General features: G+C 64.0%; 16 protein-coding genes. 2 read left to right on the plus strand and 14 right to left on the minus strand.

The features are described from left to right. Positions 1-49: 49 nt before the first annotated feature. Genes LUA85_RS16970 through LUA85_RS16995 form a run of 6 tightly spaced genes read right to left on the minus strand, consistent with a single transcriptional unit; the run spans position 50 to position 3,525 of the window. Positions 50-1,042, minus strand: coding sequence for an LLM class flavin-dependent oxidoreductase (locus LUA85_RS16970; RefSeq protein WP_231471533.1), 993 nt, complete (start codon positions 1,040-1,042; stop codon positions 50-52). After that, a complete protein-coding gene (locus tag LUA85_RS16975) occupies positions 1,039-1,956 on the minus strand; it encodes a tetratricopeptide repeat protein (RefSeq protein WP_231471534.1) in 918 nt (305 codons plus the stop codon). Before LUA85_RS16975 ends, LUA85_RS16970 begins: the two co-directional genes overlap by 4 nt. A gap of 4 nt (positions 1,957-1,960) precedes the next feature. Further along, positions 1,961-2,695, minus strand: coding sequence for an alpha/beta fold hydrolase (locus LUA85_RS16980; RefSeq protein ID WP_231471535.1), 735 nt, complete (start codon positions 2,693-2,695; stop codon positions 1,961-1,963). A gap of 37 nt (positions 2,696-2,732) precedes the next feature. Next, positions 2,733-2,906, minus strand: a complete 174-nt coding sequence (locus LUA85_RS16985) for a hypothetical protein (protein ID WP_231471536.1) — start codon at positions 2,904-2,906, stop codon at positions 2,733-2,735. A gap of 2 nt (positions 2,907-2,908) precedes the next feature. Next, positions 2,909-3,103, minus strand: a complete 195-nt coding sequence (locus LUA85_RS16990) for a helix-turn-helix transcriptional regulator (protein ID WP_231471537.1) — start codon at positions 3,101-3,103, stop codon at positions 2,909-2,911. Beyond that, positions 3,100-3,525 (minus strand): hypothetical protein, encoded by a 426-nt coding sequence (locus tag LUA85_RS16995; protein ID WP_231471538.1) that lies wholly within the window; start codon positions 3,523-3,525, stop codon positions 3,100-3,102. The genes LUA85_RS16990 and LUA85_RS16995 overlap by 4 nt, the downstream gene beginning before the upstream one ends. A gap of 350 nt (positions 3,526-3,875) precedes the next feature. Here LUA85_RS16995 and thrS point away from each other — a divergent pair, with 350 nt between their 5' ends. Continuing rightward, positions 3,876-5,867: a threonine--tRNA ligase gene (thrS, locus tag LUA85_RS17000; protein WP_231471539.1), complete on the plus strand. Its 1,992-nt coding sequence runs from the start codon at positions 3,876-3,878 to the stop codon at positions 5,865-5,867. Between the two features lie 170 nt (positions 5,868-6,037). Then, complete coding sequence (locus tag LUA85_RS17005) at positions 6,038-6,979, plus strand: hypothetical protein (protein WP_231471540.1); 942 nt, start codon at positions 6,038-6,040, stop codon at positions 6,977-6,979. A 5-nt stretch (positions 6,980-6,984) separates the two neighbouring features. On the opposite strand, the gene LUA85_RS17010 is transcribed toward LUA85_RS17005, so the two are convergent. From LUA85_RS17010 to LUA85_RS17045, 8 genes are all read right to left on the minus strand, one after another. Beyond that, complete coding sequence (locus tag LUA85_RS17010) at positions 6,985-7,350, minus strand: iron-sulfur cluster assembly accessory protein (RefSeq protein ID WP_231471541.1); 366 nt, start codon at positions 7,348-7,350, stop codon at positions 6,985-6,987. Between the two features lie 115 nt (positions 7,351-7,465). Beyond that, positions 7,466-7,954: an SUF system Fe-S cluster assembly protein gene (locus LUA85_RS17015; RefSeq protein ID WP_231471542.1), complete on the minus strand. Its 489-nt coding sequence runs from the start codon at positions 7,952-7,954 to the stop codon at positions 7,466-7,468. Next, entirely contained in the window at positions 7,951-9,186 is a 1,236-nt protein-coding gene (locus tag LUA85_RS17020; protein WP_231471921.1) for a cysteine desulfurase, read from the minus strand. Before LUA85_RS17020 ends, LUA85_RS17015 begins: the two co-directional genes overlap by 4 nt. 83 nt (positions 9,187-9,269) lie before the next feature. Next, positions 9,270-10,007, minus strand: coding sequence for a SufD family Fe-S cluster assembly protein (locus LUA85_RS17025; protein ID WP_231471543.1), 738 nt, complete (start codon positions 10,005-10,007; stop codon positions 9,270-9,272). Further along, positions 10,004-10,747, minus strand: a complete 744-nt coding sequence (gene sufC / locus LUA85_RS17030; protein WP_231471544.1) for a Fe-S cluster assembly ATPase SufC — start codon at positions 10,745-10,747, stop codon at positions 10,004-10,006. The genes LUA85_RS17025 and sufC overlap by 4 nt, the downstream gene beginning before the upstream one ends. Positions 10,748-10,758: 11 nt before the next feature. Continuing rightward, positions 10,759-11,256, minus strand: a complete 498-nt coding sequence (locus LUA85_RS17035; protein ID WP_231471545.1) for a DUF559 domain-containing protein — start codon at positions 11,254-11,256, stop codon at positions 10,759-10,761. After that, the gene (gene sufB, locus LUA85_RS17040) at positions 11,253-12,734 is read right to left on the minus strand and encodes a Fe-S cluster assembly protein SufB (protein ID WP_231471546.1); all 1,482 of its coding nucleotides are present in this window, start codon (positions 12,732-12,734) and stop codon (positions 11,253-11,255) included. Before sufB ends, LUA85_RS17035 begins: the two co-directional genes overlap by 4 nt. Continuing rightward, a complete protein-coding gene (locus tag LUA85_RS17045) occupies positions 12,731-13,171 on the minus strand; it encodes an SUF system Fe-S cluster assembly regulator (protein WP_231471547.1) in 441 nt (146 codons plus the stop codon). The genes sufB and LUA85_RS17045 overlap by 4 nt, the downstream gene beginning before the upstream one ends. Positions 13,172-13,390: the final 219 nt, after the last annotated feature.

A 13,390-nucleotide genomic window follows, 5' to 3' on the forward strand; every position in this document is an offset into this window, starting at 1 on the left:
GTGCCTGGCAAGCGATCGAGGGCCGCATGGCAAGTATGCCCTTGCCGCTTCAGGCCGGCACCAGCCCGTTTGCCGCCTGCATGGTCAACCGCAGCGACCGCAGCCGCGCGGTCTGGTCGAAGATCGAGGCGGCGGCGATGATCTCGTCGGCACCCGTCCGCTCGGCAAAAGCCGCAAGGCCCTTGCGAACCGTCTCGACCGTGCCCACCGCGCTGACCCGGCGAACGCTTTCGAGCATGGCGATGGCGGGGGCGGGAAGATCATCCCGGTAATTGGGCACGGGCGGCTGGAGCTTGCCGGGCGTACCGGTGCGCAGCGCGACAAAGGATTGATCCATGGATGAGGCCAGCAGGTGCGCTTCCTCGTCAGTGTCGGCGGCAATGACGTTTATCGCAGCCGCGCAATAGGGCTGCGCAAGGGTTTCGGATGGTTCGAATCGTTCGCGATATATCCTGAGCGCTTCATCGAGATGCCGGGGCGCGAAATGCGAGGCGAAAGCATAGGGCAGACCCAGCATCGCGGCCAGTTGCGCGCCGAAAAGGCTCGATCCCAAAATCCATATCTGCGGCTTGGCATCCTTGCCCGGAACAGCTTGCAAAGGCACCCGCGGGTCGCCCGCGAACTGGGCCTGCAACTCGACCACATCGGCGGGGAATTCCTCCGCCGCGCGATTGGTGTCCTTGCGCAAGGCGCGCACGATGCGCTGGTCGGCGCCGGGCGCGCGCCCAAGGCCAAGATCGATGCGGCCCGGAAACAGCGCGTCAAGCGTGCCGAATTGTTCGGCGATCACCAGCGGGCTGTGATTGGGCAGCATGATTCCGCCCGAACCGATGCGGATGGTCGAGGTGGCATGGCCGATATGGGCCAGCACGACCGAGACGGCCGCACTGGCGATTCCTTCCATGCCGTGATGCTCGGCCACCCAATAGCGCTGGTAACCGCATTCTTCCGCCACTTTTGCAGCGGCGGCGGAATTGGCGAGCGCATCGCGGACCGTTCCGCCCTCGACCACGCTGACCAGATCGAGAACGGATAGTTTCATGGGGCTGGCGTCTTTTCTGTTGCTGGCGTTGCGGCAGATGTGGGGGCATCCCCAAGCTGTTCAAGGTATTCCTTTGCAACCTTTCCGAAATCGCCATCGGGATCGGCGGTTACAACCGATGTCCACGATTTACGTGCCGCGTCGTCGCGCCCGTCGAGCACGGCGATCACGCCCGCTTCCAGCCCGATGCGCGGATCGCGCGGGGCATAGTTGGCGGCAATCTCGATATCGCGTTGCGCGCGCGGCAAATCGTCATTGCGCCGCGCCAGCGTGGCTGAAAGCAGCCAGCCCTCGGCATCTTCGGGCGCAAGCCGGTGTACCTCATCCAGGGCGCCGCCCGCCTCCGCCAGCCGCCCCAGCGCCACCAGGGTCCGCGCCCGGTCTGCCTGTATTCCCGCCAGCGCCGCGTTGTCGGCATAGCCCTTCACCGCGAGCGCGCGATCGAACCAGCCCAGCGCGTCCTCCGGCTTGCCGCCTGCCAGCGCCGCGTTCCCTGCCATGGCCATCAGCGGCACAGCGGCGACTTCCTGTTCGGCAGGGATGCCCGCCACGCCTTGCGCAAAAGCGTCCAGCGCCCCGTCAAAATCACCAGTGTTTGAAAGGATCAGTCCGAGGCACTGGTTGGCGCGCACGTTCTGCCCGGCATCGCGGCCTTCGGCGGCCCAGCTTCGCGCATCGGCAAGCGCGGCTTGCGGATCGCGCGCAGCCTTGGCGATGCAGGCCGTGAGGCGATCCTGTTCGGGCAGATCGGGCCGCACCAGCCCGGCTTCTGCCTCGACATCGGCCTGCTTGCGGCGGCGCGGGATCGGCAAGGGCGATACTTGGCCGGGCGAGGGGTTCGGTCCCACCTGCATCAATTGCGCCTCTTGCACCATCTCGACCGCAAAGGGCTGCGGCGGGGGCAGGTCGATCATCGCTTTATCCTTCAAGATCGGCCAGTTCGCGCAGCAGCAGGGCGATGTCGCTTTCCCGCGAGAGCCGGTGGTCGCCGTCCTTGATCAGATGCACCTGCACATCGGCTGAACGCAATGCCCGCGCAAGACGCAACGAAATTTCCCACGGCACGTCGGCATCTTCCAGCCCGTGCAGCAGCCGCACCGGCCCATCGAACGCCACCCCTGCCGCCAACCGCTTGTTGCGCTCTCCATCGGACCAGAACCGCGCGTGAGTCGGCGTCGGTTCGGGGCCGTAAGGGTTGTCCTCGAAGATCGTGCGCCCTGCCGCCAGCGCAATCCGCTGCGATTGCGAAAAACCCCATTCGGTGAAATCGGGCGCGGATGCGATCCCGATAAGCGCCTTTGCCCGGTCACCCAGTGCTTCGGCCACCAGCAGCATCAGCCAGCCGCCCATGCTCGATCCGACAAGCTGGACCGATTCGATGCCAAGATGAACGATCAGCGCCACCACCTCGTCGCGCCATCGGGACAAGCTGCCGTCCGCGAACGCGCCGTCGCTCTGCCCGCAGCCGGTATAGTCGAGCAACAGACAGCCCCGCCCCCTTCGCTGCGCCCATTCCATAACCGCCTGCGCCTTTCCGCCCGCCATGTCGGACATATAGCCGGGGAGGAAGACGATTGTCGGCGCAGTCCCGGCAAGATGGCGATAGGCCATCTGCTGGCCGGATGGCAGGTTGAAGCGGGCAAGGTCGGTCATGCCCCGGTCATGGCCTGCGCCTTGCCTGCGGGCAAGATCACATCAACGCCAGCAGCGGCAGAGTGAGCGAGACGCGCGGGGCACTGCGTTCAACGGGCGTGGCGGGACGCTCTGGTTTCCCCCGCTTGCTGGCAGACATCGATGCGGCGGTTACACCAATGGCGATGGCCAGCCACATTCCGGCATTCCGCGCATTCCGGTTGCACATCATGGCTATTCCCCTTTCTCGAATATCTGTTCGATCGGCAGTTCGAACAACTCGGCGATGCGGAACGCAAGCGGGAGCGAGGGGTCGTATTTCCCGGTCTCGATCGCGTTGACGGACTGGCGGCTGACCTCCAGCTTTTCGGCAAGATCGGCCTGGCTCCAGTTGCGCATCGCACGCAGCACCTTGAGGCGGTTCTTCATTCAGCCCGGCCGCGTTTTTCGAGCACTGCGTTTATCAAACCACCAATACCAAGTCCGGCAAACCAGAAGAACGTCGCGCCAAAGCCGCCATCGTTGGAGGAGATCAGGTCAAAGTTTTGCAGCCATTCGCGCACGCTGGTGATCACCAGTGCGAACCCTGTGGCGAACAGGCATTGCCTGACCATCAACATGCGCAAGTATTCGTCGGTCTGCTCCACCAGCAGGCGCATCACCGCCCAGATCACCCCGATGATCGGCAACGCAGGCAACAGCGCCAGAACATAAGCCAAAAGCCCCTCTCCATAGCCGCGCTTGAACATCCATTTCGAGAACACGAGCAACAGCACATAGGCGGTCATCAGCACCATCAGCCGGATCGTGTAGCGGCGCACCGCAGGGTTGTTTTTGCCGCAAGTGGACATTGGTCAAGCTTCCTTGATCTGTTGACAAGGACACTTGACTATACCTCACCCAATGTCAAGCATCATTGTCAAAGTGTCCGTGTTGCTTGACCAGTTTGTGCGTGATGACTCGGCGCCCATAACCCGCTAAAGGCCAAGGCATGGCATTACGCTCCGTCACCACCACTACAACCACTACCCCCGCGAGCCGGGGGCGGTTGCTGCTGGCGTAAGGCCTGCCGCGATGCCGCCACCCGGTTCGGGTGGATGCGCATCGCCTCCCGAACCGATCCGATTTCCCCGGTGCGCGCCCTTTCGGCGGCGGCGCTCCTGTGGCAAGGCGCTGCCAACCAAGCGTTAGAGAGTCCTGCATGTCCGAACTGCTGAAGATCACCCTGCCCGATGGTTCCGTGCGCGAAGTTGCGCCCGGCAGCACTCCGGCGGACATCGCCGCCGCCATTGGCCCCGGCCTTGCCAAGGCGGCGCTGGCGGCAAAAGTCGACGGTGAACTGGTCGATCTTTCGCGTCCTTTTACCGCCGATGCGCAGCTCGCGCTGGTGACCGCGAAGGACGAGGTCGAGGCGCTCGACCTTGCGCGGCACGACTTCGCGCACATTCTGGCCGAGGCGGTGCAGGCGTTGTTTCCGGGTACGCAGATCACCTTCGGGCCGAGCACGGACGACGGGTTCTACTATGACTTCGCACCTGCAGAGCGCCCGTTCACGGAAGAAGACCTGCCCGCGATCGAGGCGCAGATGCGCAAGATCATCGGCGCGAACAAGCCGCTCCGACGCGAGGAATGGAGCCGCGAGCAGCTCATCTCGCGCTGGAAGCAGCAGGGCGAAAGCTTCAAGGCCGAATGGGCCGCAGAGCTTCCCGGCGACGAGCCGCTGACGGTGTACTGGTCGGGCGACGACTGGCTCGACATGTGCCGCGGGCCGCACCTGCCCTCCACCGGCAAGCTGGACCCCAACGCGTTCAAGCTGACGCGCGTTTCGGGCGCCTATTGGCGCGGCGACCAGAACAACGCGATGCTCAGCCGCATCTACGGCACCGGCTGGCTCAACAAGAAGCAGCTGGACGCGCACCTGACGCGGCTGGAGGAAGCCGCCAAGCGCGATCACCGCAAGCTGGGCAATGAAATGGACCTGTTCCATCTTCAGGCCGAAGCCCACGGCAGCGTATTCTGGCACCCCAAGGGCTATCTGATATGGCGCGAGCTGGAAGCCTATATGCGCCGCGCAATCGATGGCGCGGGCTATCGCGAGGTCAAGACCCCGCAGGTCATGGACGCGCGCCAGTGGGAACAGTCCGGCCACTGGGGCAAGTACCGCGAAAACATGTTCGTGATCCCCGACGAAGTGCCGAACGTGGACGACGAAGGCCCGGTCATTTCGGGTGAGGCGGACTGGATGGCGCTCAAGCCGATGAACTGTCCGGCGCACGTGCTGATCTTCCGGCAGGGGCTGAAATCCTACCGCGATCTGCCGATGCGCCTTTACGAAAACGGCTGCTGCCACCGCAACGAACCGCACGGCGCGCTGCACGGGCTGATGCGTGTGCGCCAGTTCACGCAGGACGACGCGCACATCTTCTGCCGCGAAGACCAGATCGTCGACGAAGTGCAGGCCTTCTGCGAACTGGCCGACCGCGTCTACAAGCACTTCGGCTTCACGTATTCGATCAAGCTGGCGTTGCGCCCCGAAAAGCGGTTCGGCACTGAAGAAATGTGGGACATGGCCGAAAGCGAGCTGCGCGCCGCCGTGGTCCGCGCCGGGCTTGCGACCGAAGACTATGGCTGGGAAGAACTGCCCGGTGAAGGCGCGTTCTATGCGCCCAAGCTGGAATGGCACCTGACCGACGCGATCGGGCGCACCTGGCAGGTGGGCACGATCCAGTCCGACCGCGTCCTGCCCGAACGACTCGATGCCAGCTATGTTGGCGAGGACGGCGAGAAGCACCGCCCGGTCATGCTGCACCGCGCGATCTTCGGATCGTACGAACGCTTCATCGGCATTCTGATCGAGCACTTCGCCGGACGTCTGCCGGTGTGGCTGGCCCCGGTGCAGGCCGTGGTCGCCACCATCGTTTCGGACGCTGACGACTATGCCCGCGATGCGCTGGCAAAGCTCAAGGCCGCTGGCATTCGCACCGAAACCGATCTTCGCAACGAAAAGATCAACTACAAGGTGCGCGAACATTCGCTCCAGAAGGTCCCCTACCTGCTGGTCGTGGGCAAGCGCGAGGCCGAAGAAGGCACCGTGGCCATCCGCATCCTTGGCGAACAGCACCAGAAGGTCATGCCGCTGGACGAGGCGATTGCCATGCTCAGGAGCGAGGCTCTGGCACCCGATCTGCGCTGACGTGGCGTACATGTTTCGACAGGCTCAGCATGAGCGGGGGCGGCTCATACCCACCACCCGTTCGTCCTGAGCCTGACGAAGGACGCGCGCTGAACTTTGCCTGATAACCGCAAATTAAGCGGTTTCCCTTAGGTGTGGCACCAATATTCGCCACCCAGGGACCGGCCACGATGACCATGCAATTCCGCTCGCTTGCTGAAACGGCCGCCGCCGATGGCGAGATCGACGCCGCCGAAATCCTCAGCCTGCGCCGCACCGCATGGCCCGACGGACGGATCAGCCCGGACGAGGCCGAAGCGATCTTCGTGGTCAACGACCGGATTGCCGCCCCCTCCGCCGAATGGAGCGACTTCTTCACCGAGGCGCTGGTGGAGTTCATCGTCAACACCGCAGAGCCGCGTGGGTACGTTTCCGAAGACAACGCCCGCTGGCTGATCGAACGTGTCCGCCACGATGGCAAGGTGTGCAGCCTGACCGAGCTGGAACTGGTCGTGCGCGTGCTGGAAAAGGCGCTGTCCGCCCCGGAATCGCTGCGCCTGTTTGCGCTCGCCCTGCTGGAACAAGCGGTATTGACCGGGCAAGGCCCCACCCGTGCGGGCGGTGACCTTCATCCGGACAGCATCACTTCGGCCGAATGCGCGCTGATCCGCCGCACGATCTTTGCATCGGGCGGCGATCGCCCCGCCGCTGTCAGCCAGCGCGAGGCCGAACTGCTGTTCCGCCTGAAGGACGAAACGCTGGGCGCGGACAACGCGCCCGAATGGGAGCGCCTGTTCGTGCAGGGCGTCGGCAATTACCTGCAAGGCTGGCAAGGCGCGAAGGGCCTGACGCGGGAGCGCGCGGGCGAGCTGGAAGCGTTCATGAAGGATCGCACCAGCCATGTCGGCAACTTCTTCAAGCGCATGGCAAAAACCAATTCCCACGGCTTTTCGCAAGCCGTGGGCGAAATCAGCTTTGGCCGACGCAAGCCATCGCGCGACACTGCCGGAGAAGCCATGCAGGATCACGCGGTTACGGATGCAGAGAAACTATGGCTCGATGCGCGAATCGATGCGGACGACAAGGTCGATGCGCTGGAAGAAGCGCTGCTGCGCTTCCTTGCCGAGGCCTGATCAGATCAGACGGTAAAGCTTTCACCGCAACCGCAGCTGCCCTTGGCGTTGGGGTTCTGAAACACGAACCCGGCGGTGAAATCGTCTTCCTGCCATTCCATCGTGCTGCCGATCAGATAGAGCACCGATGCGCTGTCTATGAAGAACAGCCCGCCCGGCGTCTCGATCCGTTCGTCCATCGGATCGGCTTGCGTCACGTAGTCAACCGAATAGGCCAGCCCTGAACAGCCCCGGCGCGGCGTGGACAGCTTGACCCCGATGGCGTCGGCAGGGGCCGTGTCCATCAGATGCGCAATCCGCGCCTCGGCAGACGGCGTGAGGATCACGGCGGCGGGGCGTTGGCGGCGAACTTTGGTCGTGGCTTCGGTCATCACGCTGTCTCCCCCCTCCCGCTTGCGGGAGGGGACGGGGGTGGGCCTTTACAAGATAGGGATGGTGCCGGCCTCTGCCCACCCCCAATCCCTCCCGCAAGCGGGAGAGGAAAAACTACAGCATTCCCAGCTCAAGCTTGGCTTCATCGCTCATTTTCTGGGGGTCCCATGCCGGATCCCACACGAGATTGACCTCGGCATCGCGCACGCCGGGCACCGCGCTGACGCGCAGTTCCACTTCGGCGGGCATCGATTCGGCCACCGGGCAATGCGGCGTGGTCAGCGTCATGGTGACGACGACATGCGCCTCATCCGCCACTTCCACGCCGTAGATCAGGCCGAGATCGTAGATGTTGACCGGGATTTCAGGGTCGAAGATTTCCTTGAGCGCGGCAATCACGCCTTCGTAGATGTCACCACCCGGCTCGCCCGCAGAAACACCTTCGGGCTTGGCGGCAAGGAAACCTTCGAGATAGTCGCGCTTGCGCTCAAGCTTTTCGGCGGGCGTTTCCACCGGCTCTGGAATGTCATCCACGCGGGCACGCCGGGGCGCGTTCACCTCGGCCACTTCCTCGACGACGAATTTGGGATCCTCACCGCTCATCCGAAAATCCTCTTGGTCCTTTCGATCCCGCGCACCAGCGCGGCGATATCGCTTTCATTACTGTAGATGCCGAAGCTGGCGCGCGCCGTTGCCGGTACGCCAAGGTGCGCCATCAGCGGTTGCGCGCAATGATGCCCCGCCCGGATCGCCACCCCTTCCTCATCCAGAATCGTGCCGAGATCGTGCGGATGCACACCCTCCAGCGCAAAGCTGAGGATTCCGGCACTGTCTTCAGGCCCGAACAGCCGGATCGAGTTCATCCCCTGAAGCGCCGCGCGCGCCTTTGCCACCAGCGCGCATTCATGCGCGTGGATGGTGGCAAGGCCCTGTGCGGTCACGAAATCGACCGCCGCGCCAAAGCCGATGGCTTCGACAATCGCGGGTGTACCGGCCTCGAACCGCTGCGGTGCGGGGGCATAAGTCGTGCGTTCGAACGTCACCTTGTCAATCATCGCGCCGCCGCCCTGCCACGGCGGCATGGCATCGAGGATCTCCGCCTTCGCCCACAGCGCACCGATGCCGGTGGGACCATAAAGCTTGTGCGCGGAAAAGACGTAGAAATCGGCGTCGAGCGCCTTCACATCCACCGTCAGCCGCGCGACCGCCTGGCAGCCATCGAGCAGGATCTTCGCGCCGACGCCATGGGCCAGCGCCACCGCGCGCGGCGCATCGAGCACCGAGCCGAGCACGTTCGAAACATGCGCGAAGGCCACCAGTTTGTGCGCCGGGGTCAGCATGCGCTCCGCCGCGTCAAGATCGATCAAGCCGTCATCGGTCAGCGGGCAGACGTCGATGTCCACGCCGGTACGGTCGCGCAGCATCTGCCAGGGCACGATATTGGCGTGGTGCTCCAGCGTGGAAATCAGGATGCGGTCGCCTGCTTTCAGGTTGGCGACGCCCCAGGTCTGCGCGACGAGGTTGATCGCCTCGGTCGCGCCGCGCGTGAACACGAGTTCGTTCTCCGCGCCGCCGATCAGACCTGCAACCTTGCGGCGCGCGGCTTCGAAAGCCAGCGTCATGTCAGCCGAGCGGGCATAGACGCCGCGATGGACCGTGGCGTAATCGCTGCCCAGCGCGCGCACCATCGCATCGATCACCGCTTGCGGCTTTTGCGCGGTGGCGGCGGTATCGAGATAGTGCCAGCGGCTGCCGTCGGGGTTGACGAGGCCGGGCCATTCCTGCCCGGCACGGGGAGGGGGACCACCCGCAGGGTGGTGGAGGGAACTCTCCATCAACGCAGCGCCGGAAGGATAGCCCCCTCCACCACCTTCGGCGGTCCCCCTCCCCGTGCCGGGGACGATGATGCGGTTGTCGCTCACAGGATCGCCTCCAGCGCAGCCAGCGCAGCCTCGGTCAGCGCCTCTTCATCGGCGGCGCCGACGAAGGCTTCGGCGATGAACGCCTGCAACATCAGCTTCTTGGCCTGTGCGGGAGTGAGACCGCGCTGGGCCAGATAGAACAACCCCTGCGGATCGAGTTCGCCCACCGCGCAGCCGTGCGCGCACTTGACGTCATCCGCATAGATTTCAAGTTCGGGCCGCGCATTGGCGGTGGCCGTCCGGTCCAGCAGCATCGCGCGGATCGACTGCGATCCATCGGTGCCGATCGCCCCGCGCGCCACGGCAACCTTGCCAAGATAGGTGCCTGTCGCGTGACCTGCGAGTACTGAGCGCACGACCTGTGTCGACACCGCATCAGGCTCTGCATGGGTAACTTCGGTGACGATCTCGGCAGTCTGGTCCCCGCCTGCGATCTGCGCCGCGCCAAGGTGGAACCGGGCACCCCTGCCCAGCGTCACCGATACCGCGATACGGCCATAGGCAGACCCGGCGTTGAGCAGGCGCAAGTCGAACGATGCGCCGTCTTCCAGCACGATGGCAAGATCGCGCGCATCGGCGGACGCGCCATCCAGCACCAGCGCCAGCGCGCCGGTCTCACCCACAGCAATACGGATCTCCTGACGGTCCAGCGGCCAAAGCGCTTCCAGCGAAGCGATATCCGCATAACGGAACGCCTCGTCGCGGCGGGTAGGAAGGGCAAGCGTAGCGCTCACGCCGCCACCGCCTCGTAGCCCTGCTCTTCGAGTTCGAGCGCCAGTTCCGGCCCGCCGGTGCGCACGATCCGGCCACCGGCCAGAACGTGGACGAAATCAGGCTTCACGTAATCGAGCAGGCGCTGGTAATGCGTGATCAGCAGCACGGCCTTGTCGGGCTTGCGCATGATCGCGTTGATGCCTTCGCCGCAGATGCGCAGCGCGTCGATGTCGAGACCGGAATCGGTTTCATCAAGGATCGCCAGCTTGGGATCGAGAATCCCCATCTGCACCATCTCGGCGCGCTTCTTTTCGCCGCCCGAAAAGCCGACGTTCACCGGGCGCTTGAGCATGTCCATGTCCATGCGCAGCAGGCCTGCCTTTTCCTTGGCGAGCTTGAGGAACTCCCCGCCCGAAAGCGGCGCTTCCCCGCGCACCTTGCGCTGCGCATTGGCCGCCTCGCGCAGGAACTGCACGAAGGATACGCCGGGGATTTCAACCGGATACTGGAAGCCAAGGAACAACCCCGCCGCCGCGCGCTCATGCGGTTCCAGCGCGAACAGGTCCTCGCCTGCAAAGCTGACGCTGCCGCCGGTCACTTCATAGCCGGGACGCCCGCCGAGGGTATAGCCGAGCGTCGATTTGCCCGCGCCATTCGGCCCCATGATCGCGTGGATTTCACCCGCGTTGATGGTGAGCGACAGACCCTTGAGGATCGGCTTGTCAGCAACAGTGGCGGAAAGGTTTTCAATGTTGAGCATCGGTTTCTCGCTTAGCGCCTTGGCGCACCATAAGAGCGGCTGGCAGGTCGGGCCGGGCGCGAATTTGCGCGCAGTTCTTCGTAGCGGGCCTTCATCGCGCTGATCGTGGCGCGGCCTGCGCCTTCCGGGTCGGCCAGCACTTCTTCGGCAGTGAAGCGGATCACCTTGATGCCGACTTCGGTCAGGCTCTTGTCGCGGCGGTGTTCGATTTCGGCGGGCACATCGCCTTCATCGATCAGCACCACCATTTTCAGCGGCAGGCTGGCAAAGCTGGCGATGGCCGACCCGATCACCGTGAACGCCTTGGGCTTGTACTGGCCAAGGTCTTCCTTCGCCAGTTCTTCGCTCAGCGCGGCATGCGCAGGGCTGGGATTGCGCTTCAGTTCGCGCGCCAGTTCGTGGATCGCATCCAGCCGCGATTCCGCAATGTTCCAGCCGCGCCCCTTGCGCTGAAGCTTGGGCGCGTCTTCGCGCTCGCTGACGGGGCGCAGGGTAAGGGTCTTTTTCAACCGACCGATCCTTCAAGGCTGATGCCGAGCAGCTTTTGCGCTTCGACCGCGAATTCCATCGGCAATTGTTTCAGCACTTCGCGCGCAAAGCCGTTGACGATCAGGGCGACGGCGCTTTCCTGATCCAGCCCACGCTGCATCGCGTAATAGAGCTGGTCATCGCTGATCTTGGAGGTCGTGGCCTCATGTTCGATCGTGGCGGTGGGGTTGCGCACTTCGATGTAGGGCACGGTGTGTGCGCCGCAGTCCGCGCCCAGCAGCAGGCTGTCGCACTGGGTGAAGTTGCGCACGCCATCGGCGCCCGGCGCCACGCGGACGAGACCGCGATAGGTGTTATTGCTGCGGCCCGCGCTGATGCCCTTCGACACGATGGTCGAACGGGTGCGCTTGCCGTTGTGGATCATCTTGGTGCCGGTATCGGCCTGCTGGAAATTGTTGGTCACGGCAACCGAGTAGAACTCGCCCACCGAATCATCGCCATTCAGTACGCAGCTTGGATACTTCCACGTGATCGCCGATCCGGTTTCGACTTGCGTCCACGAAACCTTCGACCGCTTGCCCTGGCACAGCGCGCGCTTGGTGACGAAGTTGTAGATGCCGCCAAGGCCCTCGGCATTGCCGGGATACCAGTTCTGCACCGTGGAATACTTGATTTCGGCATCGTCCATCGCAACCAGTTCGACCACGGCGGCGTGAAGCTGGTTCTCGTCACGCTGCGGGGCGGTGCACCCTTCGAGGTAGCTGACGTAGCTGCCCTTGTCGGCCACGATCAGGGTGCGTTCGAACTGTCCGGTGTTTTCCGCATTGATGCGGAAATAGGTGGAAAGCTCCATCGGGCAGCGCACACCTTCAGGAATGTAGACGAAGGTGCCATCGGAAAAGACCGCGCAGTTGAGCGCCGCAAAGTAGTTGTCGTGCATCGGCACGACCTTGCCGAGCCACTTCTTCACATGCTCAGGATATTCGCGGATCGCCTCGGAGATCGAGCGGAAGATCACGCCCGCCGCTTCCAGCTCCTTGCGGAAGGTCGTGGCGACGCTGACCGAGTCGAACACCGCATCCACGGCAATCTTGCGCGCGCCTTCCACCCCGGCGAGCACTTTCTGCTCCTCCAGCGGAATGCCCAGCTTTTCGTAGATGCGCAGGATTTCGGGATCGACCTCGTCAAGGCTGCCAAGCTTTGGCTTGGCCTTGGGCGCGGCCCAGTAATAAGCGTCCTGATAATCGATCGGCGGTACGTTCAGCTTGGCCCAATCGGGCGTCGGCATGGTCAGCCAGTGACGATAGGCCTTGAGCCGCCATTCGAGCATCCACTCCGGCTCGTCCTTCTTGGCCGAGATGTAGCGGACGGTGTCTTCGGACAGGCCCTTGGGACCGTATTCCTGCTCGATATCAGATGACCAGCCATGTTCGTAATCGGCCACCCTGGCGGCGGCTTCGCGCGCAGCCTGATCCTTGATCTGTACTTCTTCAGTCATGCCAGAACCTCCGCCACCGGGGCCGCGATTGCAGCGGGACGGGACAATTGGGTAAGTGGTATTCCGGCCAGCGCGCCCCGCAATGCAGCATCGACGGCGGGCCAGTGCGGACGGATCGTGCACGCCGCTTCCAGCGTGCAATCGTGGCGCCCATGCTCGCTACAGGGCGTGAGCGCAATAGGGCCTTCGACCGCCTCGACGATATCGGCAAGCGTGATGGCGGCTGCGGGGCGGGCCAGTTGCAACCCGCCACGCGCGCCACGCACCGATTTCAGCAGCCCGGCGGCGGACAGCTTGCTGACCAGCTTCTGCACCGTGGGGGCGGGCAGCCCCGTCTCATCGGCGATTTGCTGCGCCGAAACACGAGCGTGTCCGCAATGACGCGCGGCGGCGCTCATCGTAACGACGGCATAATCGGCCATGCTGGAAAGTCGCATCGTCGCCTTGGTCCCGGACGTCCGAACCTAAATCGGACCGAATCACTCCGGTTATCTAGGCGCTTGCCCCACCATGCACAAGATGCGCCATGCCAGATGCGTCCCGAAACAAAAAAAGGGCGGCCGAGCCCTGTTAAGGTCATCGGCCGCCTTGAAGTCGAGAACCCGATACAGAATGCACCGAGCCCTTCGGGTCGCAACGCCTGACTACGCAGTTGC

Source organism: Novosphingobium sp. CECT 9465 (assembly GCF_920987055.1).
Lineage (GTDB): Bacteria > Pseudomonadota > Alphaproteobacteria > Sphingomonadales > Sphingomonadaceae > Novosphingobium.

Bases quoted from the DNA above. Each gene is read 5' to 3' on its own strand.
- LUA85_RS16970 (WP_231471533.1), bottom strand. From the start codon at position 1,042: ATGAAACTATCCGTTCTCGATCTGGTCAGCGTGGTCGAGGGCGGAACG.
- LUA85_RS16975 (WP_231471534.1), bottom strand. From the start codon at position 1,956: ATGATCGACCTGCCCCCGCCGCAGCCCTTTGCGGTCGAGATGGTGCAA.
- LUA85_RS16980 (WP_231471535.1), bottom strand. From the start codon at position 2,695: ATGACCGACCTTGCCCGCTTCAACCTGCCATCCGGCCAGCAGATGGCC.
- LUA85_RS16985 (WP_231471536.1), bottom strand. From the start codon at position 2,906: ATGATGTGCAACCGGAATGCGCGGAATGCCGGAATGTGGCTGGCCATC.
- LUA85_RS16990 (WP_231471537.1), bottom strand. From the start codon at position 3,103: ATGAAGAACCGCCTCAAGGTGCTGCGTGCGATGCGCAACTGGAGCCAG.
- LUA85_RS16995 (WP_231471538.1), bottom strand. From the start codon at position 3,525: ATGTCCACTTGCGGCAAAAACAACCCTGCGGTGCGCCGCTACACGATC.
- thrS (WP_231471539.1), top strand. From the start codon at position 3,876: ATGTCCGAACTGCTGAAGATCACCCTGCCCGATGGTTCCGTGCGCGAA.
- LUA85_RS17005 (WP_231471540.1), top strand. From the start codon at position 6,038: ATGACCATGCAATTCCGCTCGCTTGCTGAAACGGCCGCCGCCGATGGC.
- LUA85_RS17010 (WP_231471541.1), bottom strand. From the start codon at position 7,350: ATGACCGAAGCCACGACCAAAGTTCGCCGCCAACGCCCCGCCGCCGTG.
- LUA85_RS17015 (WP_231471542.1), bottom strand. From the start codon at position 7,954: ATGAGCGGTGAGGATCCCAAATTCGTCGTCGAGGAAGTGGCCGAGGTG.
- LUA85_RS17020 (WP_231471921.1), bottom strand. From the start codon at position 9,186: ATGGAGAGTTCCCTCCACCACCCTGCGGGTGGTCCCCCTCCCCGTGCC.
- sufC (WP_231471544.1), bottom strand. From the start codon at position 10,747: ATGCTCAACATTGAAAACCTTTCCGCCACTGTTGCTGACAAGCCGATC.
- sufB (WP_231471546.1), bottom strand. From the start codon at position 12,734: ATGACTGAAGAAGTACAGATCAAGGATCAGGCTGCGCGCGAAGCCGCC.
- LUA85_RS17045 (WP_231471547.1), bottom strand. From the start codon at position 13,171: ATGCGACTTTCCAGCATGGCCGATTATGCCGTCGTTACGATGAGCGCC.